At 66.7% G+C, this 22,746-nt stretch carries 21 protein-coding genes and 1 other annotated feature; of the genes, 10 read left to right on the forward strand and 11 right to left on the reverse strand.

Features of this window, described 5'->3' with window-relative positions; all coding sequences use genetic code 11:
- Positions 1–294: 294 nt before the first annotated feature.
- Complete coding sequence (locus tag FE263_RS04280) at positions 295–1,287, forward strand: glycosyltransferase family 2 protein (RefSeq protein ID WP_171033924.1); 993 nt, start codon at positions 295–297, stop codon at positions 1,285–1,287.
- Here the strand turns inward: FE263_RS04280 and FE263_RS04285 are convergent.
- A complete protein-coding gene (locus FE263_RS04285; protein WP_138324661.1) occupies positions 1,250–2,686 on the reverse strand; it encodes a lipopolysaccharide biosynthesis protein in 1,437 nt (478 codons plus the stop codon). The two genes, FE263_RS04280 and FE263_RS04285, sit on opposite strands and share 38 nt — an antisense overlap.
- 185 nt (positions 2,687–2,871) lie before the next feature.
- Here FE263_RS04285 and rfbF point away from each other — a divergent pair, with 185 nt between their 5' ends.
- The 8 genes from rfbF (at position 2,872) to FE263_RS04325 (ending at position 12,549) form a co-directional block, all read left to right on the forward strand.
- Positions 2,872–3,648, forward strand: a complete 777-nt coding sequence (rfbF, locus tag FE263_RS04290) for a glucose-1-phosphate cytidylyltransferase (protein WP_138324662.1) — start codon at positions 2,872–2,874, stop codon at positions 3,646–3,648.
- A 28-nt stretch (positions 3,649–3,676) separates the two neighbouring features.
- Positions 3,677–4,747: an NAD-dependent epimerase/dehydratase family protein gene (locus tag FE263_RS04295; RefSeq protein WP_138324663.1), complete on the forward strand. Its 1,071-nt coding sequence runs from the start codon at positions 3,677–3,679 to the stop codon at positions 4,745–4,747.
- Positions 4,744–5,973: a class I SAM-dependent methyltransferase gene (locus tag FE263_RS04300; protein WP_138324664.1), complete on the forward strand. Its 1,230-nt coding sequence runs from the start codon at positions 4,744–4,746 to the stop codon at positions 5,971–5,973. The genes FE263_RS04295 and FE263_RS04300 overlap by 4 nt, the downstream gene beginning before the upstream one ends.
- Positions 5,974–5,992: 19 nt before the next feature.
- Positions 5,993–7,192 carry a class I SAM-dependent methyltransferase gene (locus tag FE263_RS04305; protein ID WP_138324665.1) on the forward strand — a complete coding sequence of 400 codons (1,200 nt, stop codon included), beginning with the start codon at positions 5,993–5,995 and terminating at the stop codon, positions 7,190–7,192.
- A 14-nt stretch (positions 7,193–7,206) separates the two neighbouring features.
- Positions 7,207–8,097: a 2OG-Fe(II) oxygenase gene (locus FE263_RS04310; protein WP_138324666.1), complete on the forward strand. Its 891-nt coding sequence runs from the start codon at positions 7,207–7,209 to the stop codon at positions 8,095–8,097.
- A complete protein-coding gene (locus FE263_RS04315; RefSeq protein ID WP_138324667.1) occupies positions 8,094–9,695 on the forward strand; it encodes a hypothetical protein in 1,602 nt (533 codons plus the stop codon). Before FE263_RS04310 ends, FE263_RS04315 begins: the two co-directional genes overlap by 4 nt.
- A 2-nt stretch (positions 9,696–9,697) precedes the next feature.
- Complete coding sequence (locus tag FE263_RS04320) at positions 9,698–10,342, forward strand: phosphatase PAP2 family protein (protein ID WP_138324668.1); 645 nt, start codon at positions 9,698–9,700, stop codon at positions 10,340–10,342.
- 131 nt (positions 10,343–10,473) lie between these two features.
- Positions 10,474–12,549: a phosphocholine-specific phospholipase C gene (locus tag FE263_RS04325; RefSeq protein WP_138324669.1), complete on the forward strand. Its 2,076-nt coding sequence runs from the start codon at positions 10,474–10,476 to the stop codon at positions 12,547–12,549.
- A 306-nt stretch (positions 12,550–12,855) separates the two neighbouring features.
- On the opposite strand, the gene FE263_RS04335 is transcribed toward FE263_RS04325, so the two are convergent.
- The 10 genes from FE263_RS04335 to FE263_RS04380 all read right to left on the reverse strand — a co-directional run bounded on the left by FE263_RS04335 (position 12,856) and on the right by FE263_RS04380 (position 22,092).
- Positions 12,856–14,337: a SulP family inorganic anion transporter gene (locus FE263_RS04335; protein WP_138324671.1), complete on the reverse strand. Its 1,482-nt coding sequence runs from the start codon at positions 14,335–14,337 to the stop codon at positions 12,856–12,858.
- A 73-nt stretch (positions 14,338–14,410) separates the two neighbouring features.
- Positions 14,411–14,466, reverse strand: a sequence feature (sul1 is cis-regulatory element that is thought to sense ions involved in sulfur or methionine metabolism; They are found in Alphaproteobacteria).
- Between the two features lie 56 nt (positions 14,467–14,522).
- Positions 14,523–15,329 (reverse strand): class A beta-lactamase, encoded by an 807-nt coding sequence (gene bla / locus FE263_RS04340; protein ID WP_240758973.1) that lies wholly within the window; start codon positions 15,327–15,329, stop codon positions 14,523–14,525.
- A gap of 72 nt (positions 15,330–15,401) precedes the next feature.
- Positions 15,402–17,057, reverse strand: a complete 1,656-nt coding sequence (locus tag FE263_RS04345; protein ID WP_171033925.1) for an ArnT family glycosyltransferase — start codon at positions 17,055–17,057, stop codon at positions 15,402–15,404.
- Between the two features lie 9 nt (positions 17,058–17,066).
- A complete protein-coding gene (locus FE263_RS04350; protein WP_240758974.1) occupies positions 17,067–17,813 on the reverse strand; it encodes a glycosyltransferase family 2 protein in 747 nt (248 codons plus the stop codon).
- A 10-nt stretch (positions 17,814–17,823) separates the two neighbouring features.
- On the reverse strand, positions 17,824–18,321 hold the full coding sequence (locus tag FE263_RS04355) for a F0F1 ATP synthase subunit B family protein (RefSeq protein WP_138324943.1): 498 nt from the start codon (positions 18,319–18,321) through the stop codon (positions 17,824–17,826).
- Between the two features lie 41 nt (positions 18,322–18,362).
- Positions 18,363–18,965 carry a F0F1 ATP synthase subunit B family protein gene (locus tag FE263_RS04360; RefSeq protein ID WP_138324673.1) on the reverse strand — a complete coding sequence of 201 codons (603 nt, stop codon included), beginning with the start codon at positions 18,963–18,965 and terminating at the stop codon, positions 18,363–18,365.
- 20 nt (positions 18,966–18,985) lie between these two features.
- Positions 18,986–19,210 carry an ATP synthase subunit C family protein gene (locus FE263_RS04365; protein WP_138324674.1) on the reverse strand — a complete coding sequence of 75 codons (225 nt, stop codon included), beginning with the start codon at positions 19,208–19,210 and terminating at the stop codon, positions 18,986–18,988.
- A 67-nt stretch (positions 19,211–19,277) separates the two neighbouring features.
- Positions 19,278–20,030 carry a F0F1 ATP synthase subunit A gene (locus tag FE263_RS04370; RefSeq protein ID WP_138324675.1) on the reverse strand — a complete coding sequence of 251 codons (753 nt, stop codon included), beginning with the start codon at positions 20,028–20,030 and terminating at the stop codon, positions 19,278–19,280.
- 83 nt (positions 20,031–20,113) lie between these two features.
- Positions 20,114–20,347, reverse strand: a complete 234-nt coding sequence (locus tag FE263_RS04375) for an AtpZ/AtpI family protein (protein ID WP_338086651.1) — start codon at positions 20,345–20,347, stop codon at positions 20,114–20,116.
- Positions 20,348–20,550: 203 nt separating this feature from the next.
- A complete protein-coding gene (locus tag FE263_RS04380; protein WP_138324677.1) occupies positions 20,551–22,092 on the reverse strand; it encodes a carbohydrate porin in 1,542 nt (513 codons plus the stop codon).
- A gap of 154 nt (positions 22,093–22,246) precedes the next feature.
- Here FE263_RS04380 and FE263_RS04385 point away from each other — a divergent pair, with 154 nt between their 5' ends.
- Complete coding sequence (locus FE263_RS04385) at positions 22,247–22,711, forward strand: GNAT family N-acetyltransferase (RefSeq protein WP_240758975.1); 465 nt, start codon at positions 22,247–22,249, stop codon at positions 22,709–22,711.
- Positions 22,712–22,746 lie beyond the last annotated feature (35 nt).

Here is a 22,746-nt window from a genome sequence, read left to right on the forward strand (position 1 = left end):
CGTCCGTCCGATGGCGCAGCGGCTTGAATTTCACGACGTTGTGTGTTTCTTTGCCCTGCCGGAATGTTACTGCTTACTGGCGAAACCAAGAATTCGCGGTGCGTCTTTTGCGTTCAAAAATCGTTAATCAACTATATCGCCACAATAACAAGTCCGCTGCCGTCCATAACGTTATTAAATCGTTTTGATTGTAGCCCCTGATTACCTTGTCCACCGTAGTCGAGCCAAACCATTATGAATGACAGCATGTCGATACAGGGTGTACCGGTCGCATCGGGGTCAGGTGCGCCGTTGGTGAGCATCGGGCTTCCCGTGTTCAACGGCGAAGCGTACGTCTCGGACGCCATCCGGTCGATCCTGACGCAGACCATGGCCGACCTCGAGCTGGTGATCTGCGACAACTGCTCGACCGATGCGACGCAGGCAATCTGCGAGGCTTTCGCCAAGGCGGACGCCCGCGTCCGCTACGTGCGCAACCCGCGTAACCTCGGTGCAGGCCCGAACTACGATCGCTGCTTCCATCTGGCTCGCGGCACTTACTTCAAGTGGGCGGCTCATGATGACATGATGGCCCCTGACTATCTCGAGCGCGCCGTCGCCGCGCTGGAAGCGGACCCGGCCGCGGTGCTCTGCACGGTCGGCATCCGCGAGATCGGCCCCGACGGCGAGACGCTGCGGGTTTTTGCCAACGAATTTCCCGGCGTGACGTCGCGATCCGCCGCCGCACGCTTCGGCGGCCTCATCCATACCCGGCACCAGTGCGAGGATTTCTTCGGCCTCTACCGCCGCAGTGCCCTGATCGGCTCCGGCCTGCACGACAACTACAGCGGCTCCGATCGCGTGCTGCTAGCCGAGATGGCGTTGCGTGGCCCTTGGGTCAGCGCGCCGGAACCGCTGTTCCTGCATCGCGAGCACGACAAGCGCTACACCCGCGCCGTGCTGCTGGTCGATCCCAGGCAGGCGGCCCTCTGGCAGGACACCAGCGGCCGCGCCAGGCAACGCAACACGATGTTCCACTGGGGTATCTACCGGCGCTACTGGAAGCTGGTGAACAAGTCCGTCGCCTCACCTGTCGCGCGACTGGGCTGCTATGCGCAGCTGGTCGCCTGGTGGGGGACCGATGGCCATGCTGGCGACGTGACGCGCGATGTCGTCCGCACCGTCAGCCCGGGGTTGTTCCAGCGCATCCGGACCGCCAAGCGCGCCGTGCTCGGCATGAGCCACGCGGTCCGGCCGGGCAGCCTGCCGCCTAACGTCGCCGGACCAACGATGCCGCTCGGCGAATAAGGTCCTTCGGGGCCAGCAGATACAGCGCTGCCGGATAGACGATCATTCCGGCGGCGATCTTTGCAACCAGTAGTATTGCAAACGGCTGACCGGCCAGCAGCATGCCGACGAGGAGAGTTGCGATCGCCATGACCAGCACCGCTCCGACCGCCGGCAGCGCTGCCGTCGCCACGATCCGGCCGACGCCGGGGATCTGCACGCGCACGAAGGCCACCACCAGGGGCGCCGACAGGCTGGTCACGACCAGGTTGGCCCAGGCGATCGCGACCAGTCCGCCGAGCCAGGCCGCCGGAAGGCTGCAGGCCAGCCGCGCTGCCATGATGACGACGCTGTACCGCACCGGGATATCCGGCCGACCGCGTGCATTGATCGCCGCGGTCAGCAGGTAGTTCGACGAATGCGCGATTCCGGACAATGCGACGATCGCAAGCAGAGGCGCCGAGGGCGCCCAGCGGGCGTTCAGCAACGTTCCCACGATCTCGCGGCTGGTGACGGCAAGGCCGACGAACACGGGCAGCGCAATGATCGCAACGCCGCTGAGGAAGTCGCGCAGCGTCTCCAGGAACGCCTTCGTGTCGGTCTGGCGCGCGGAAAACACCGGGAATGCCACCCTCCCTACTACGCCGGAGAAGCCGTTGATCATCGCACTGCTGATGCGTTCGGCCAGCGAGTAGAACCCGACCGACGCCGCACTCAGGAAGAGGCCGGCGGAGAAGCGGTCGACCTGCATCACCACGAAGCCGAGGAGCTGATTGCCGACACGGTGGCGGCCGAAGGCCACGATGCTGGCGGCAGCCGTGCGGCTCACCTGCAGTCCGGGCCAGATGCCGCTCACCGGCATGACCAGCACCGCCTCGAGGATGCGTGCCACCAGGTAGTACGCGACCAGGCTGTCGGCGCCGAAGCCGCGCCGCGACAGCACCACCGCGGTCGCAAAACCGAACACCTGCGAGATCAGGGTGCGGATCGCCAGCGTACGGAACTGCAACTCGCGCTGCAGCAAGCCATGATAGGTCGCGGTGATGGCGACGAACGGAAGGCAGATCGCCAGCAGCGGCATGACATGGCGCAGCGAGGGTGCCGCGAACAGGGCGGCGAGCGGCCAGGCGCTGGCTGCGAGGGCGAAGCCGGCCAGGGTGCCGAGGCCGAGCAGGATCCAGAACGTGGTGTCGAAGTGCTCGGCGTCGATGGTCTCACGCTGGATCAGCGCATCGGAGAAACCATCCAGCAGCAAGGTCATCATCAGCGTCATGGCCAGCAAGCCCATCGTCATGACGCCGACCGCCGCCGGGCCGATGATGTTGCCGACGACGATGAAGACAAGGAGGGCAGCGATCTGCTGCGTCCAGTAGTCGAGCGCCGACCAGCCCGCGCTTCCGAGGGTGCCTTGTCGTTTCATGTTTTTACACGTAAGTCTCTTGTGCTAGCAAGCAATGCAGCAAGAGCCAAGGTGCCGCAAGATCCCGTTTCGGCGGAGTGCCTGCTGCACCAGCCGCGCCTTCCGCTAAGCCTGGTTGTTCCGCCACCAGCGGCACCGCCCGGTCTATATCGTTTTGTTGCAACAACGAGTATTTGGACAGTCCCATGAAGGTTGCGATCCTGGCCGGCGGCAAGGGCACGAGAATCGTCGAGGAAACGGAAATCCGTCCGAAGCCGATGGTGGAGATCGGCGGCATGCCGATCATCTGGCACATCATGCGCCACTATGCGCGCTACGGTCACGACGAGTTCGTCATCGCCCTCGGCTACAAGGGCCAGTATATCAAGGACTATATTCTCAAATACAGCTCGCTGCATTCCGACCTGCATGTCAGCCTGCGCACCGGCGAGGTCACCCGCCGCAACGGCCTGGCGCCGGACTGGCACGTGAACCTGGTCGATACCGGCCTGGAGACGCAGACCGGCGGACGCATCAAGCGGCTGGCGCCTTTGATCGGGCACGAGACCTTCATGCTGACGTGGGGCGACGGCGTCTCGAACGTCGATCTCGACCGGTTGCTTGCCTTCCACAAGGCGCACGGCAAGCTGGCGACGATCACCGCGGTGCGACCGCCGGCACGCTACGGCCATCTCGATTTCGACGGCGACCGGGTGTGCGAGTTCAACGAGAAGCCGCAGGCGGCCGAGGGCTGGATCAACGGCGCGTTCTTCGTGCTGGAGCCGGAGATCTTCAACTATATCGAGGACGACACCACCCAGTGGGAAAAGGAGCCGCTGCAGAACCTGGCGCGCGACAACCAGCTGATGGCGTACAAGCACGACGATTTCTGGCAATGCATGGACACGCTGCGGGACAAGTACGTGCTCGAGGCGCTGTGGCAGTCGGGCAAGGCGCCCTGGAAGACCTGGACGGAAGCGTGACGACGAACCCCAACCCGGAAGACATGTCATGAAGGTTCTCGTCACAGGTCACCGCGGCTATATCGGCTGCGCCCTGGTTCCTCTGCTGCAACAAGCCGGCCACGAAGTCGTCGGCCTGGACAGCGATCTATACCGCCGTTGCACCTTTTCCGGCGCGATGGCGGATGTCGTCTCCATCGACCGGGATATCCGCGACGTGGTGCCGGCCGATCTCGAAGGCGGCTACGGTGCCGTGCTGCATCTGGCCGGCCTGTCGAACGATCCGCTCGGCAATCTCGATCCGGACCTCACGATCGCGATCAACCACGAGGCGACGGTCAGGCTGGCGCGCCTGGCCCGTGACGCCGGCATCCCGCGCTTCGTGTTCTCGTCGTCCTGCAGCCTCTACGGCGCGGCGGGCGATAATTTTGTCGACGAGACCGCCGAAGCCAATCCGATTACGCCGTACGGCGCCGCCAAGATCATGTCGGAGCACGCCCTCACCGAGCTTGCCAACGACGATTTCAGCCCGACCTTCCTGCGCAACGCCACCGCCTACGGCTTCTCGCAGCGGGTGCGCTTCGACCTCGTGGTCAACAACCTGACCGCCTGGGCGCTGACCACCGGCCGGGTGCTGATGAAGAGCGACGGCACGCCGTGGCGGCCGATCGTGCATATCGAGGACATCTCGCGCGCCTTCCTGTCGGTCATGGAGGCGCCGCGCGAGGTGGTGCACCTGCAGGCCTTCAATGTCGGGCGCAACGACGAGAACTACCGGATCAGCGAGATTGCCGATGCCGTGCGCGAACTGGTACCGGGTTGCCGCATCGATTTCGAGGAGGGTGCCGGTCCGGATGCGCGCTGCTACCGCGTCGATTGCAGCAAGATCGCCCGCATGGTGCCGGCGTTCCAGCCGCAATGGACGGTGCGTACCGGCATCGTGCAACTGCGCGACGCCTACATCGCGGCCGGACTGAAGCAGGAATGGTTCGAGGGGCCGAAATTCAGCCGCATCGCCCATCTGCGCGCGCTGCTGGCGGACCACGATCTCGACGGCAAGCTGCGCTGGTCGACGGCGGCGTCAGCAGCGAACCGGCAGGACGAGAGGGTTCCGGCATGATCACCCGTCTTGAAGGCTGCCTGTCCTGCGGCTGCGCGGACCTGCAGGATATCATGTCGTTCGGCGAGACCGCCCTCGCCGACCGGCTGATGACTGCGGCGCAACTCTCCGAGCCGGAGCCGAGGGCGCCGCTCGACCTGGTGTTCTGCCCGCACTGCGCACTGGTGCAGATCCGGCATACCGTCGATCCGGAAGTGCTGTTCTGTAACGACTATCCGTATTTTTCCTCGGTGTCGCCGATGCTGATGAAGCATTTCCGCGCCAGCGCCGAGGAGATCATCGCATCGAGGCAGCTTGGCCCGGACAGCCTGGTGGTCGAGGCCGCCAGCAATGACGGCTATATGCTCAAACCGTTCATGGAAGCCGGCATCCAGGTGCTTGGTATCGATCCTGCGGATGGCCCGGCGGCGGCGGCGACCAAGGCAGGCGTGCGGACGCTGAACACCTTCTTCAGCCTGGCGCTTGCCGAGAAGCTTGCCGGGGAGGGCGTCGCCGCCGATGTCTTCCTCGCCAACAACGTGCTGGCGCATGTACCGAACCTCAACGAGTTTGTCACCGGCATCCGCACGCTGCTGAAGCCCGACGGCATCGCGGTGATCGAGTGCCCGTACCTGCTCGACCTGATCGAGCACAACGAGTTCGACACCATCTACCACCAGCATCTCTGCTACTACTCGGCCACGGCGCTGGATGCCTTGTTCCGGCGCAACGGGCTCTATCTCAACGACGTCCGGCATCTCGCCATCCATGGCGGCTCGCTGCGCCTGTTCGTCGGTCGCAGCGAGGCAGTCGGCCCCGCGGTCGTCGAAATGCTTGCCGCCGAGCGCGCGGCCGGCGTCGACAGCTTCGCCTTCTATGCAAGCTTTGCCGAGAAGGTCCGTGAACTGCGCGAAAGGCTGGTGGGAATCCTCGCCGACATCAAGGCAAGCGGAAAGCGGATCGTCGGATACGGTGCCGCCGCCAAGGCCAACACGCTGATGGCCTATTGCGGCATCGGGCCCGACCAGCTCGACTACCTGGTCGACCTGAACCCGAACAAGCACGGCAGGTTCTACAGCGGCAATCACCTGCCGATCCATCCGCCGACCAGACTTGCCGATGATCCGCCCGACTACCTGCTGATCCTGGCATGGAACTTCGCCGCCGAGATCATGCAGCAGCAGAGGGCGTTCCACGACGCCGGCGGCCGGTTCATCGTGCCGGTCCCGAGCCCTGTCGTCCTTTGACACGACGGACATGCCAGCCATGAGCAACCCGACCTGCCCCTGCTGCTCCGCTCCCGCGAGTGCTCCGCTCTACGAGGTCCGCAACGTCCCGGTGCACAGCGTGACAGTGCTGCGGACGCCGGAGGATGCGCGCGCCATCACCACCGGCGACATCGCCCTGTCGCTCTGCGAGCATTGCGGCTTCGTGTTCAACGCGGCGTTCGACGGCGCCAAGCAGGACTACTTCCACGACTATGTGTCGACCCAGGCGATGTCGCCGGTGTTCAACAGCTTCCACAAGCGTCTGGCGCTGGACCTGATCGACCGTCACGGCCTGCACGGCCGCGACGTGGTGGAAATCGGCTGCGGCCAGGGCGAGTTCCTCGAGCTGCTCTGCACGCTGGCGAACAACCGTGGAACCGGCTTCGACCCTGCCTATGAGCCGGGGCGGGGGCTGCCGGATGGCGTACGCATCATCAAGGATGTCTATTCCAGGCGTCACCAGGAAGCGGCCGGCGACTTCATCGCCTGCAAGATGACGCTCGAGCATATCGGCGAAGTCGGCGAGTTCGTGACCGGCGTGCGCGAGGCGGCGGGCGACGACGCGAGACGTATCGTGTTCTTCCAGGTGCCGGATGCAGGCCATGTGCTGGCCGAGAATGGCTTCTGGGACATCTATTACGAGCATTGCTCGTATTTCTTCGCCAGCACGCTGGGCTACCTGTTTGCCCGCGCCGGCTTCGCGGTTACCAAGCTGCGCTCCGACTATGACGGCCAGTACTTGATGGTCGAGGGTCATCCGGCAGTGGGTGCGGTGCTCGGCGATGCGGTCCCACCGCCGGCGGATCTGGCACGCACCATCGCCGAGGTGCGGCGCTTCTCCCGCGAGGTGCCGCAGATCCTCGCCGACTGGTCGCACGACCTCAAGCGGCACAAGGCGGCCGGCAAGCGCACCGTGCTCTGGGGTGGCGGATCGAAGGCGGTCGCCTTCCTCACCACGCTCGGCGTCACCGACGAGATCGAGGCGGCGGTGGACATCAACCCGGAGAAGCACGGCAGCTTCCTCGCGGTGACCGCACATCCGGTGATCGCTCCGGAGCAGTTGCGCGGCCATCAGATCGACCGCGTCATCGTCATGAACCCGATCTATTGCGACGAAATCGCCGCCCGGCTGCGCGACCTCGGCGTCGCCGCCGAGTTGATACCGGTGACAACCGTGCTCGCCCGGCTGGCAGCCTGACAGGAGCATCCGCCATGAATGTTAGTCTCGCGTCGTCTCCCCGGACCGATGCGCCGCAGATCACCGCGACGCAGCCCTTCGACAGCGTGGTCGCGCGCATGATCCCGATCGACCGGCTGATGGCGGCGAAGGACGAGCTGCGCACGCAGTTCCAGGCAGGCAAGCCGTATCCGCACGTGGTGATCGACAACTTCTTCGATCCGGAGATCCTGCGCCGGCTGATTGCCGACTTCCCGAGCCAGGGTGGCCGCGACTGGATCCAGTACGACACCCAGAACGAGATCAAGGCGACCTCGCGCGGTATCGCCGACCTGTCGCTGTTCACGCAGGCCTTCTTCCTGCAGATCTGCGCCGAGCCGATGATGGAGTTCCTGCGTCATGTGACCGGCCATGCCGACCTGGTGCCGGATCCGCTGTTCCACGGCGGCGGCCTGCACGAGAGCCCGCGCGGCGGCTGGCTGAACGTGCATGTCGACTGGACGCAGCATCCGGTGCTGCCGCTGGCCCGGCGGCTCAACCTGATCATCTATCTCAACGAAGGCTGGGACCCGGCCTGGGGCGGCGCGCTCGACCTGGTCGACCACGTCAGCAAGAAGGCCGGCGCCAGCGTGTCGCCACTGTTCAACCGCGCGGTGATCTTCGAGACCAACGACGAGACGCTGCACGGCTTCCCGGACCCGATGACCTGCCCGGTGGACATCACCCGCAAGTCGGTTTCGCTGTTCTATTGGAGCCCCGATCCGGAGGCGATTAAGAAGGCCAGCTTCATCACCTTCCTCCCTGGCAAGAAGCATACCCGCCTCAAGGCGATTGCCCGCTCCTTCGTGCCGCCGATCACCTATGTCGCGCGCGACAAGCTTGCCGCCCTGGTGCGCAGCCGCCTGCGCCGGAACAGGACCGCGTGACCCGCTCCGGCTACCGGCTGTCGCTCGGCCTGATCATCCTGCTGGCGGCAGCGGCGCAATTCGGCCTGTTCGACCTCGGGCTGTACCGGATCACCTCGGACGAGAGCGCCCGCATCCTGACGGCCTGGGGAATGACCCGGTCGAATGCGCTGGAACCGTTCCTCTGGCCACCCTTCTACAAGTTGTTCGTCGGCTCCGCGATGCGGATCTTTCCCGACATATTCCTGACGCCACGGATCCTCGTCGGTGTGACCGGCCTGGTCTGCCTGGCATCGCTGACATGGCTGGCAACAGCCCTGTTCCAGGACCGCAAGGTCAGCCTGGTCGCCGCCATTCTCGCCGTGCTGGCCCCGCAGCGGCTGATCTTCAGCGTCGTGCCGTTGTCGGACATCTACTATTTCCTGTTCGTGATCTCAGCCGCCGCCTGCGCTGCCAGCTGGCTACGGTCCAACCGTAGCCGCTTCCTGCTGCTGGCCTGCCTGTTCATCCTGCTCGCCGAGACGGTGCGCTTCGAGAGCGGGTTGTTCGCAGCCTTCCTGGAGGTGCTGCTGCTCTACCGGGTCGGCATTGCCCGCGACCTGCGCATTGCGACCTTCCTTGGCGCGTCGGTGCTGCTCTTCGTGTTCCCGGCCTTGTGGGCGCTGAATTCCTTTGTCTGGTATGGGTCACTCAGCAATCTCGGCGTGGTGACCCAGCAGTTCGTCGGCATGTTCGGCCACGACTACATCCAGGCCCTGAAATGGGCGCCGCTGCGCTGGTTCATCCAGGACACGCTCTGGAACCCGCTCACCATCGCCGGCATACTGGTCGTGCTGATCCTGTCGGTCCGGCAGCGCGCGATGCTGCTATGGTCAATGGTGTTCCTGCTGCCCCTGCTGGTGTTCAGCGTGACCACCGTCGTCAGCCTGAGCACCCCGACCGCTGCCACCTGGCGCACCAGCGGCGTCTGGACCCTGATGATGCTGCCGTTCGATGCGGTGGCGGCCTGCTGGATCGGCGGCATCCTGGCGCAATCGTTCCGCGTGCCGCGCGTGGCGCTGGCCGGCCTGCTGATCCTGGCGATCCTGCCGAATGCCGTCCGCAGCCTCTGGTATACCCGGGACGGGCTCTTCAACAACGAGACCCATCTCGCCCACCAGGAACGGCAACTGGATCGCTATGTCGACAAGAAGCTCTCGCACACCAGGGCGGGCGAGGCCTTGATCGACAGCTCCACCAACCTCGACTACCTGGATGTGCTGGCCTTCGCCAGGCATCCCGACCGGTTGCTGTTGACCGGCGGTGGCGACCCGATACGGATCGGTTTCTACGAGCCGATGCGGACCGCCTATGCCGGCCGGCCAGAGGCGGACTTCTATCTGAAAGACCGCTTCGGACTGGCTCACGGTGGTGATCTGCGGGCGCTGAACGCCCACCATGTCAGTCTCATCGTGGTACGCAATCCGGCCTTCATCGCCGCGCTGGATACAAGTCCGCTCGCCACCCGGCTGCGCTCGTTCAACGACTGGACCGTCTACGGGCTTAGTCCGACGGTCTCCAACGAGCCGTGGCACGGCGCGGTGCTCAAGACCGCTCCGCAGGTATCGCCCGCAGGCTGACGATGGCTGGCGACCCTGTCGTATCGGGCCGCGGGCGGGTCGGGCTGTCCCGTCTGGGCGCGCTCCCCATCGTGCGCTGGGGGGCGTGGATGACGCTCGGGCTGTTCCTGGTCTGGGCCGGCGGCCACCTGCTCGACCACCGCGTCGCGCGCTACGTGCATGAGCGACTGGCCTTCTCGCGCACGGCGCGGCGCCTGGTGCACATCCCCGAGCTGGTCATCGCGGCGTCCCTCGCCGGTGTGGTCGTGCTCGGTGCCTGGTCCGCGCTGGTCGGCCGGCTGGAGGGCGTCTGGCGACAGCTGCTGCTGGCCTCGATCAGCGTCTGCATCGCCATCGCCCTGACCGATGCCCTCAAGATCTGGTTCGGGCGCATCCCACCGCTGCGCTGGTATGACCAGCAATGGCGGAACTTCTATGCATACCTGGCCGGCTCGTTCCCGTCCGGGCATATGACCGCGATCAGCGCCGTCATTCCGATCCTGTGGCCGGTGTCGCGCTGGATCGTGCTGCTGCTGGTGATCGGCGGCGCGGCGGGGGCCTACGGCCTGGTGCGCATGCAGGCGCATTTCATCTCCGACCTGTTCGGCGGCATGATGGTTGGCGGCACGGTCGGCTACGCAGTGCTGTGCGCGGATCGCCGCCGGTAATCCGCGAACCGGCTGGTGACGGTTGACGAAATTTCTCCGTCTCGCTATCAAAACGGTAACCGGACCGTCATGAGCCGGTCCTAACACGCCCTCCTGCGCAACCGGTTTCCAGGACCGTCAGGAGTGTTCGCGTGCAATCACCCGATCGCCGTTCCTTCATCAAGCTGCTTGGTACCGGCGCCGCCGCCGTCGGACTGCGCGAGAGCATCGGCCGCGCCTTGGCTTTGCCGGCGAACAACAAGACCGGAACGATCAACGATATCGAGCATATCGTCGTGCTGATGCAGGAGAACCGCTCCTTCGATCATTATTTCGGCACGCTGCAGGGCGTCCGCGGCTTTGGCGATCCGCGCGCGATGCGTCTTCCGACCGGCAATCCGGTGTTCTACCAGCCGGCCGGCGCCGGCTATGTGCTGCCGTTCCATCCGACCGCGCCCGACCTCGGGCTGCAGTTCATCCAGGACCTCGCGCACGACTGGGATACCACCCACGTCGCCTGGAACCAGGGCAACTGGGACCAGTGGGTGCCGAGCAAGGGCACCACGACGATGGCCTATCTCGACCGCGGCGACATTCCGTTCCACTACGCGCTGGCCGACGCCTTCACCATCTGCGACGCCTACCACTGCTCGCTGCTCGGTCCGACCGATCCGAACCGCTACTACATGTGGACCGGCTGGGTCGGCAACGACGGCAACGGCGGCGGCCCGGTGGTGGACAATGCCGAGGCGGGCTACGACTGGTCGACCTATCCGGAGCGCCTGCAGGCGGGCGGGATCTCCTGGAAGATCTACCAGGATGCCGGCACCGGCCTGACCGCGGCGGGCGAGTGGGGCTACACGTCCGACCCGTATATCGGCAACTACGGCGACAACTCGCTGCTGTATTTCCACCAGTACCAGAACGCCGCCACCGGCACGCCGCTCGCGGAACACGCCAGGACAGGCACCGATATCGCAGTTTCCGGCACGCTGTTCGACATCATCCGCGCCGACGTTGCAGCAGGCACGCTGCCGCAGGTCTCGTGGGTGGTGGCGCCGGAGGCCTATACCGAGCACCCGAACTGGCCGGCGAACTACGGCGCCTACTACGTCTCGCAGATCCTCGACATCCTGACCGACAACCCGGAGGTGTGGAGCAAGACCGCGCTGCTGATCACCTACGACGAGAATGACGGCTTCTTCGATCACATGGTGCCGCCGACGCCGCCGCAGACCGCCGCGCAGGGCCAGTCCACCGTCTCGATCGAGAACGAGATCTTCCCCGGCAGCACCGAGTATGTCGCCGGGCCGTACGGCCTTGGCGCCCGCGTGCCGATGCTGGTGGTATCGCCGTGGAGCAAGGGCGGCTGGGTCAACTCGCAGCTGTTCGACCATACCTCGATCATCCGCTTCATCGAGCAGCGGTTCGGCCCGAACAATCCGGCGCTGGTGGAAGCCAACATCACGCCGTGGCGCCGGACCGTGGCTGGCGACCTTACCACCGCCTTCGATTTCCGTACGCCGAACGACGCCCTGCCGACCCTGCCGGGCACCGCCTCATACGCACCCCCCGACGCCCTGCGCCATGCCGACTATGTCCCGCTGCCACCGGTGTCGCAGTCGCTGCCGCGCCAGGAGCCGGGGTTCCGCCGCGCCCGGGCGCTGCCGTACCGCATGCAGGTGACCGGCACGTCCAATCTCGCCGCCGCGACGTTCGGCATCGACTTCGGCAATCCCGGCAGTGTCGGGCTGGTCTACCAGGTACGGTCCGGCAAGCTCGGCGAGGTGCCACGGAACTATACGGTCGAGCCGGGCAAGCAGCTCAGCGACACCTGGCGGGCGGCGGTCGGCGGCCTGTACGACCTCACGGTCCATGGCCCGAACGGCTACCTGCGCGCCTTCCGCGGCAGCGTCGCGAGCTTCGCCAGCGCCAACCTCGCGGTGCAGGGCAGCGAGGATGCGGCGAACTGCGGCATCACCCTGCAGGTGACCAACCACGGCCAGTTCACCGTGCAGCTCTCGGTCGCCGACGCCTATACGCGGCTGTCGGCGCGATACAGCCTGAAGCCGGGCGCGTCGCAGACCATCCGCACACCGTCGTCGGACCTGCTCGGATGGTACGACCTGACCCTGACCACGGCCCAGGACGCGACCTTCCGGTGGCAGCTTGCCGGGCATGTGGAAACCGGCCGCGACGGCATCACCGACCCGGCCATCGGCGCCTGATGCATGACCGGCAGGTGGAGCGTGGTCCCCGCATCATGCTCCATCCCTGGATCAACCGCGCCCGGTGCAGGAGCGTGGCAGGCGGCGGCTACCGAATTCCTCCTTACGGAAGCGAAAGGGATCGCCTCCCGTCGTGAGCCTGATCTTCGGCAGGTCGATCCCGTCGAACAGCGTCGCGATGGACGCATGCCAACCGGCGAGCGCGCCTGATCGCCGTCGCCAGAGTAGATCTTCCGCTGCTGGAAGGCTCCATGATGCAGATGCGCGGGCCCAGGGCGTCGAGGCCGACGCGCTGCCCGGGCGTACTCAATGCAGCGGGGCGGTCGCAGCCTTCTCCTTGTCGTGCACCGCGAAGCGCTCGACCATGGTGGCACTGGCCGCATTCATCCCGACGATCTCCACCGACCTGCCATGCCGACGTGCCTTGAGCACGACGCGATCAAGCGCCGCGATGGCCGAGATATCCCAGAAATGCGCTCCCGTGACATCGATCACCAGCCGCCGCAGCGGCTCGATGACGTCGATCGCATCGGCAAACGTTCCGGCTGACGCGAAGAACACCTGGCCCTGCACGATGTAGGTGCGTGTCGTCTGGTCCGCGGACAGCACGGAGGTGATGCTGCTCAGCCGCGAAACCTTGCCGGCGAAGAACACGCCCGACAGGATCACGCCGACCAGCACGCCCTTCGAGAGATCGCCGGTCGCCACCACCGTGACCACGGTGGCGAGCATCACCACCGATGACGGCCAGGGGTTGGTCAGCAGCCGCTGCAGCGAGGTCCAGGAGAACGTGTTGATCGACACCATGATCATCACCGCGGTGAGTGCCGCCACCGGCACGACGGCCAGCAGGCGCTGGAACACCACCAGCAGCGCCAGCAGGAACGCTCCTGCAACCAGCGTCGACAGGCGACCTCGGCCGCCCGAGGACACGTTGATCACCGACTGCCCGATCATGGCGCAGCCGCCCATGCCGCCGAAGACCGCGGACGCCATGTTGGCAACCCCCTGCCCCATGCATTCCCGGCTCTTGTCGCTCGGCGTGTCGGTCATGTCGTCGACGATCTGCGCGGTCAGCAGCGATTCGAGCAGCCCGACGGCCGCCAACGCCAGCGACACCGGTGCAATGATCTGCAGCGTGGCCAGATCGAACGGCACCGAGGGCAGGGCGAAACCGGGCAATGCGGACGGCAGCTGGCCGAGATCGGCGACAGTACGCACATGCAGTCCGAATGCGGCGGTCAATGCAGTCAGCACACCGATCGCCACCAGCGGCGACGGCACCGCCCTCGTCAGATAGGGAAAGCCGTAGATGACGACGAGACCGAGTGCGATCAGGCCATAGGTGACGGGTGGGACGTGCGTGAGCTGCGGCAGCTGCGCCAGGAAGATCAGGATGGCCAGCGCGTTGACGAAACCGGTCATGACCGACTGCGACACGAACCGCATCAGGCGCCCGAGCTTCAGCACGCCGGCCAGGATCTGGAAGACGCCCATCAGGATCGTTGCGGCGAACAGGTATTGCACGCCGTGCTGGTGCACGAGACCCGTCATCAGCACTGCCGTCGATGCGGTGGCGGCGGAGATCATCGCAGGACGTCCGCCGAGGAAGGCGATGACACAGGCGATGACGACGGAGGCATACAGGCCGAGCTTCGGATCGACCCCGGCGACGACGGAAAAACCGATCGCTTCCGGAATGAGGGCCAGCGCCACCACGACGCCGGACAGGATTTCCCGCCGCGGGCTGGGTAGCCACGTACGGAGATAGGCAGATCGGGTTTTCATCGAGGATAAGGTCCGCAAGCGACGCACGGATGTGGCGGTCCAGGACAGGACGCCAGGATCATCGTGTCATATGCGTTGTCCGGCGGATCGGCGGCCGGAAGAGCCACCCGGAATTGCACCGGGTCCTGAAGGCTGCGCAAACCATAATGGCTGACATGCCGCATGGCAACGACGCACGCCCGGCCTCAGTCCGCGAGATGCGAGCCGATATGCCGGCCGATGCCGGCGAAGACCGCATCGGTCTGCGCTGCCGACGGGGATCCGCCTCGCGTATACACGGCCATGACGATCGGGGCGTTCCGGGCGGACCAGGCAACGGCGATGTCGCCGGCAGCATCGCCCCCGTTGTTGCCGGTCTTGTTTCCGATCCTCCATGAGGAAGGCAGCCCGGCGCGCAGGCGGCGGCCGCCGGTCCGGCATCCGAGCAGCCACCGGATCAGGATTTGCCGGGACCCTTCCGACAGGACATTGCCGAGGACGAGGCGACGCAGCGTGTCCGCCATCGCGGACGGTGTCGTGGTGTCGTGGGCGTCGCCGGGCGCTCGGAAATTCAGGATCGGCTCAGGATCATCGAGACGGCTGACATCGTCGCCGATGCGGCGCCAGAACGACGTCAGCACCGGCGGGCCGCCGATGCGGGACAGCAGGAGATTGGCGCAGGTGTTATCGCTCTGCTCGACGGCCGCCTCGCATGCTTCCCCGACCGGCAGCCATCCACTTGCGAGGTTCGCGCGGGCGACCGGCGCGTGCCAATCACCGATGTCGGCGGCGCCGTAGCGGATGCGGCTCGCGAGGCTGTCCAGACCGCGATCGACTTGCATCAGCACGCAGGCGGCCAGCGACGCCTTGAAGGTGCTGCACATGACGAAGCGGTCGCCGGCGCGCCAGGCGAGCGTGGCTCCGGTCCGCAGGTTCTGCGCGAACACGCCGACGTGCCCGCCGCTGTCTCGTTCGTACAGCGCGACCGCAGCGATCGGGGCTTCCCGGGCCATGAGCGGCCACGCCTGCAGCATCAGCGGGACCTGCAGAAGATGTCGTCGTCTCAAGGATGCCCCCCGGAAGCTTCAGGGACGCGTCTTGAACAAGGTGAGGTCGAGATGCCGTCCGGTCGAGTAGTTCACGCCGTCGAGGCGGCCAAGCTGGCGGGCTGCTATCCCGTCCGCCGACAGCCGGGCCTGGAATGCCGCCAGGTCGCGCGATCCGACCAGGGCCATCGCGCAACGCCGGTCCTGTGCCAGCAGGTCGGCGGCCTCGGCCGCACCGATCAGGCGGGTGTCCTTGCCGACGAGGAACACCAGGCTGGGCTCGCTGAACGAGGTCGAGGCGAGCACGCTGTCCGGACAGGGCCTCACCGCTGCCACCATCGCGGCGATGCGTGGGCTGAGCCAGATGGTACGCAGCGCCGGCAGCACGACGATGAACAGGCTCGCATAGGTCATCAACGCAGCGGCGGCCGCGAAACCGAGCGCCCGTCGCGGCTCGCGCAGTGGCCAGAGCAGCCAGGCCGAGGCCAGCACCAGGGCGATCGCCAGCAGCGACACGAAACCGGCCACCGGCGAGACCACATGCTGCAGCCGCCACAGCAGCACCGGCCCGGCGCCGGCGATCCCGATGCCGACCAGCAGCCAGACCAGGCCGTAGATCGCGAGCAGGATCCGGCCGACGATCCGGCGCGGTGGCGCCCAGCCCTCCGGAGCCACCAGGGCGGCGGCGGTCAGGATCGCGATCGCAGGATAGGTCGGCAGCACGTAGTGCGGCAGCTTGGTGGCGATCAACTCGAACACCACCCAGTGCGGGATGATCCAGCAGAGCAGGAAGCGCACCGCGTCCTGCCGCCGCCTGGCCCAGGCGAAGGGGATCGCACAGGCAGCAAACAGCGAGCCGGGCCAGAAGGCGATCGCGAACACCAGCAGGTGGTAGCCCGGCGGCAGCCCGTGCGCCTGCTGGCCGGACGCCACCTTGCCGAGGAAGTTGGTGCCGACCGCCCTTGAGAAGAAGCTGCCGTGGCTGACCAGCCAGATCGCGATGCACCACGGCAGCACGATCACAAGCATCAGCGGCACCCCCCAGGCCGGCCGAAGTCGCCTGAGCCAGGAGAAGCGACGCTCGGTCAACGCCAGTGCCAGCGGAGTGCCGAAGCCCGGGATCAGCACGACCGGCCCCTTGAGCATCAGGCCGCAGCCAAGTGCCACCCAGTAGAGCGCTGCCACCCACGCCGGCGCCGGCTGCGCGTCGTGGCGCCCGCGCCATGTCCGCAACAGCGCGAACTCGACCAGCAGGATGCTGAGCAGCAGCGTGCTGTCGATGGTCGCCATGCGGCCCTCGGCGGTCATCAGCACCGAGACCGACAGCAGCAGAGCCGCGAACAGGCCCGCCGCCGGGCCGAACAGGCTGGCGCCGATCGAGGCTGTCAGCAGCGTGGCACCCACCACGGCGATCAGGGACGGGATTCGCCAGCCCCAGACCTGCCGGTGCTCCAGGGTCCCGGTCGCCGCCACCGCGGCAGCCTCGAGCCAGTAGATCCCGGCCGGCTGCAGGTAGCGCGGCTGGTCCTGGAACCGCACGTCGACAAAGTTGCCCGACTGCAGCATCTGCGCCGAGGCTTCCATGTAGCGAGGCTCGTCCCGGTCCAGCGGCGGCAAGGAAGCCCGCCCCGGCAGGAAGATCGCCAGCACGAACACCGCAAGAAGTGCGTAGTGGCGGCTCGTCAACGATTTCAAGGCTGGCCTTCAGGCCTCGGTGACACGCCGGGGCCGCACGGTCCGCTTCTGCAGCCAGATCACGCCGATCATGTCGCGCAGCCCGACCAGGGCGCGGTTCCAGTTGGTGTATTTCGACTGTCCGTGCAGGCGGGCGCGATGGCGCACCGAGTAGCACAGCAGCGGATGGCCATAGGTGCCAAGCAGCGCCGGCAGGAAGCGGTGCAGTCCCTCGAACTGCGGCAGCCGCAGGAAGGCGTCGCGCTCGAACAGCTTCATCGGCGCCCCGGTATCCGGGCAGCCATCCTGCAGCAGCCGCCGGCGCAGGCCATTGGCGAACCTGGTCGCGAAACGCCGGGAAAAACTGTCGTTGCGCTTCAGCCGGACGCCGACGACCAGGGGTGCCGCGCCATTCGCACCCTCGGCCAGGGCCAGCATCGGCGCGATCTCGCGCGGGTCGTCCTGGCCGTCGCCGTCGATGGTCGCAACCCACCGCGCGCGCGCGGCGGCGATCCCGGTGTGCAGCGCGGCGGATTTGCCGCAGCGCCGGTCGTGGCTGAGGATGCGCAACTCCGGCAGCAGGTCGCGACAGGCGATCAGCTCGGCTAGCGTAGAGTCGGTGCTGCCGTCATCGACGAAGATCACCTCGAACGGACGCAGCGCCTGCAATGCCGCCGCGATCTCGGTGATGACCGGACGGATGTTCGGTGCCTCGTTCAGCACCGCGGCGACCACGGTTATACGGAGGGAGGTGTCCACCTGATGCACGCCGCTCAAGGCCGGCGGCTCACGCGGCCCGGCGGCCTGCAAGCGAGGACGGCAGGGCGGCGATGGCGCGGTCGATGAGCGCGGAGTCATGTTCCGCGGTGAGGATCTCGGCCACGATCGCGCGGGCCGCCTCGCTCGCGATCTCGGCGGCCCTGGATCGGACCTCGTCCACCGCGGCGCGCTCGGCGGCATGGATGCGATCCTGCGCCATGCGCTCGCGACGCCTTGCGGAGGTATCGGCGTCCTGGCGTGCCTGCTCGGCGATGCGGGTGGCTTCCTGCCGCGAGCGCTCGACCATCGCGGCTGCCTCGGCCAGGGCCGCGTCGCGCTCGCGCTGCGCATCAGCCAGCATCTGCTCGGCCTCGCGCTTGAGACGTGCCGCCTCGTCCAGGTCCTGCCGCACCGTTGCCGCGCGGTTGTCCAGTATCGTCAGCAGCGGGCGCGCGATGCGCCGGCCGAGCACGACGAAGAACAGCACGAAGGCGACGCTGTACCAGAACCGGGGCTCATGCAGCAGGGTGTCGAACATATGCGGGGCCTGCGCCGGGGTTACGGATGTTAGGCCGTGCGGGCGGCGAGGGCGCCGTCCACATGGGACTCGACCAGGGAGCGTCCGGCCGGCTGGCCGGTGACACGCTCGACCAGCAGCTGGGCGGTATCGGCGGCGACCGTGCGCAGCGCACCCATCGCGCGGGTGCGCTCCTGGGCCAGCTGCGCCTCGGCGGCGGCGATCTCGGCTTCCAGGCGGGCATTCATCTCACGGGTGCGCACGGCCGCCTCCTCGCGGGCGTCCTGCAGCACGCGGTCGAGATTGGCCTGCGCCTCGGCGGCAGCCTTGCGGCGGGCCCGTCGCAGATCGTCGATCGCCCGGTCGGTACCGGTCTTGGCGGTGCGTGCAGCCTCGAGGTCACCCTCGATGCGCCCGCGCCTGGCGTCGAGCACGGACGCCACTTGGGGCAAAGCCGAACGGCTCAGGACGAGGTAGAGCAACAGGAAGATCACCGCGCCCCAGACCACCTGCCAGATGGTCAGCGGGTTATGGAAATCGAGCTGCGGCATGCCTGCGGCGAAAGCCGGCGACGGGCCGGCCAGCACGCAGGCCGCCAGCAGGCACACCGCCACCTGGGCACCCAGACGCCTCAAGCCAGTCGCACCGGGCATCGCGCGATCTCCCGTCCTGCTCAGCCGAACAGGACGAGGAACGCGATCAGCAGGGCGTAGAGGGCGACCGCTTCCGTCAGCGCGAAGCCAAGGATGCCGATGCCGAACACATGCGGGCGGGCCGCCGGGTTACGGGCGATCGATGTCACCAGGGCGGCGAAGATGTTGCCGATGCCAATGCCGACGCCGGCGAGCGCGATGACGGCGAGGCCTGCACCGATATCCTTGGCAGCTGCGAGATCCATGGTCTTGTCCTTGTATCGAGGGAGAGTGGGAGAGGGTCCGACCTGCGCCGGAACAGGGCAGTCCGCGTCAGTGCGCCGTCGCCTCGCGCAGGTAGATGCAGGTCAGGATGGCGAACACGTAGGCCTGCAGCGCACCGACCAGCAGCTCGAGCGCCATCAGGGCCATGTTGACGATCAGCGGGGCGACGCCGAGCACCGGGCCGATCAGGTGCAGTCCGCCCAGCATGATGGTGAAGGCGGCGAACATCTCGAACATGACATGCCCCGCCACCATGTTGGCGAAAAGCCGGATGGACAGGCTCACCGGGCGCGACAGGAAGGTCAGGATCTCGATCGGCACCAGCAGCGGCGCCATCGCGATCGGGGCGCCTTCCGGCATGAAGTGGCCGAAGAATTTCATCCCCTGGCTGACCAGGGCCACGATCAGCGCCAGGAAGAACACCATCAGCGCCAGCGCCGCGGTGACCGCGATGTGACTGGTGTAGGTGAAGCTGCCGGGGATCAGGCCGACGTAGTTGCCGACCAGGATGAAGAAGAACAGGGTGAACACGAACGGGAAGAAGCGCTTGCCGTCATGGCCGATCTGGTCGGAGGCCATGTCGTAGATGAACTCGTAGGCGATTTCGGCGGCGGCCTGGAACCGGCCCGGGACGACGGCGCGCGGGCGCATGCCGAGATAGAGGAACAGCAGGATCAGCACCGAGCTCAGCAGCATGTACAGCACGGACTGGCTCAGGTGCAGTTGCGCGCCGAGCGGCCCCAGCACCGGATGCAGCTCGAACTGTCCGAGTGCGTCGATCTTGTTGTCTGCGGCCGCCACCCTCGTCTTCCCCCAGCAACGGTCCCACGGCCGGGAACCTCAAGCTTCGTGTCACGCACCGCTCGTCCGGCGGCGCGCAGTGTCTAACGCGTTCCCGGCCCCGGCGCCACCAGCCGCCAGACATTGACGATCCCGGCGATACCTCCGAGCAACACGAACAGGATGAGGAAAAGCGGTCGCAGCCCCAGCCACCGGTCCAGGCCCCAGCCGATCGCGGCACCGACCACGACAGCAGCCACCAGCTCGACGCCGACGCGCATCACCAGCCCGAGCGAACTCCTGTCGACGGCGCTGTCGGAGACGGGTTGCGGATCCATGCCCGACCGCGTCCGCGCCTCGCCGAGCCTCTGCTCGAAGGTTTTCCCGGCTGGCGGATCCGGTCGCGTTTCCTCACCCATTTTCTTCTTGCACCTCCTGGCGGGCGCATCGGGTCACTAACGGCGGTGCAATGACCTGTCAAGCAACCGGCCGTGCCTCGATGACAGCCGGCACGGCGTTGATGCCGCAGGGATCCTGGAACTCAGAAGGTAATGCTGGTGCGCAGGCCGACGATGGTCTCGTTGGCGATACGTACCGTTCCGTCAGTGGGGGCGGCGTCCGGGTTCAGGACGCCGCCGCCCGGCGAGAAGATGTATTGCAGGTCGGGTTGCAGCGACCACCAGGGCGTCAGCTGCGCCTGATAGGTGAGCTCGATGAAACTCTCCGTCGACCGGATGGGATAAGCCGCATCGCCGGGATACAGCCGCCGGTCCTGGTCCAGAGCGCTTGCCGCGCTGCTGATCCGGGCCAGGCCGTAGCCGATGCCAACGGTGTCGTTCGGCCGCGAGAGCAGCGGCGCCTTCAGGCTCAGGCCGAGATTGGTGCTGAAGCTTACAAGGTTGCGGTCGCCGGGCGCGCCCATCAGGCGGGCAAACACGCCGAGCGCGCGCACCCCGGCGGCGTCGTGCCAGAGCTGCTGGTCGTCGCTGGTGTAGATGGCGAAGTCGTGCCGCAGCAGGCGACCCTCTCCGTTGCTCAGAGGATCGGCCGCGGACAGCCCGTCCGTGGTGTAGCGCTGGTCAGGGAAGGCGCCGCTGTCGTACCAGGCGCCGATCCGGTAGGTGCCGGGTAGCCCGCCCGAATGCGACCCCGGCTCGACATTCTGACCCGTCGAGGGCTGGTTCAACGCGAACTGCAACTCGCCTATGACCAGCACGCCGTTGTCGAGGCTGAAGTCCAGCCCGGTGCGCGCGCGCCCACGTAGCTGGTCGTCGTTATCGAAAGTCCCGCCGGCCGGGTTGTCGTCATAGATCCCGAGCAGGCCGTTGAAGGGACCGCTGTTGCCGCGCAGTCGCATCCCGAGGGAGGCGAGCGGATACGCCGGACCGCCCGCGTACATGTCGTAGGAGGGCAGCGCCGGCCAGCCCATCACCGTGTTCATGAACAGCGTCGTGTAGGTGCTGGTGATGAACTCCTGGTCGATGCTCTGCAGGCCAATCTTGACGTCGACATCGCTGCTGGCGCTCGCCTGGTCGAACCACAATTCCCACAGACGGAACGTGCGCTCCGCCTCGATGCCGCTCGCGGTCTGGATGATGCCGCCGCCGGCGACGTCGAGGTTATCCTGGCTCAGGTTGCGGCCATGGATCCACAGGGCGCTGGCGTTGAAGGTGCCGCCATGCCAGCCGAATGCCTTGTCCGTATCGAGCCCGACGCTCAGCAGCGTGAGCCCGTCATAGGCGGGACCGGTCCGCACCCCGCCGGTGACGTTGGCCAGCACCTCGCTGGTCTCGTTGATGCCGTAGCTGACGCCGAGCGACGCGAGACCCGAGCGCAGGCCGCCCATGTCGCCAAGCAGATTGTTGCCGGTGAACAGCGCGTCGAGCAGGCCGGGCGGTGTGCCGGCCGAGGTACGGGCACCCGGGGCGGAGCCGATCGGCGACGATTCGGCGTTGCCGGGCTGCAGTTGCGCGCGCGCGACCGGCGACAGCACGAGTGACAGCAGGACGATGCCGGCCGAGTAGCGCAAGATGGATAGGCCGGCATGCGGCGGGCTGGTTGGGTCACGTCGAGGATGCTGCATCACCTGCTCCCGCTCTAGCCAGCAAGTTATAGAGAATGATAGTCATTCTTAACAACCCCGCTCCTGAGCTTAACCCATCGCCGCCGTCAGGTTCATGAAAATGCTTTCTCACCGCCTAGCGACGCTGGATGACCTTGATCCGCTGAGCGAGCTGATGGCCGCCGCGATCGGCGAGCTGCAGCACGGCTACCTTGATCCTCATCGGGTCGAGGCCAGCCGTCAGGTGATGGGGCTCGATCGGCAGTTGATCCTGGACCGGACCTATTTCGTCGTGCTCCGCGATGGGGTGCTGGCTGGTTGCGGCGGCTGGAGCTGGCGGGCGACCTTGTTCGGCGGCGACCATTCCGAAGGCCGTGATCCCGCCCTGCTCGATCCGGCCTGCGATCCGGCTCGCATCCGGGCGATGTACACAGCTCCGGCGCATGTCCGGCAGGGCGTCGGGCGGTACGTCCTGGGGCTCGGCGAAACGGCCGCGCGCGAGGCCGGCTTCCGGTCAGCGGAGCTCGCCGCCACCCTGTCCGGCGAGCCGCTCTACCGCGCCTGCGGATACAAAGTAATCGAACGCTTTACGGCCGGAGACTGCGTGCCGCTGCTGCGCATGGGCAAGCCCCTCCCCTGATGGCGCCAGGAGAGGGGTACTCGACAGATTGGACG

It is taken from the genome of Lichenicoccus roseus (genome assembly GCF_005844085.1).
Taxonomy (GTDB): domain Bacteria; phylum Pseudomonadota; class Alphaproteobacteria; order Acetobacterales; family Acetobacteraceae; genus Lichenicoccus; species Lichenicoccus roseus.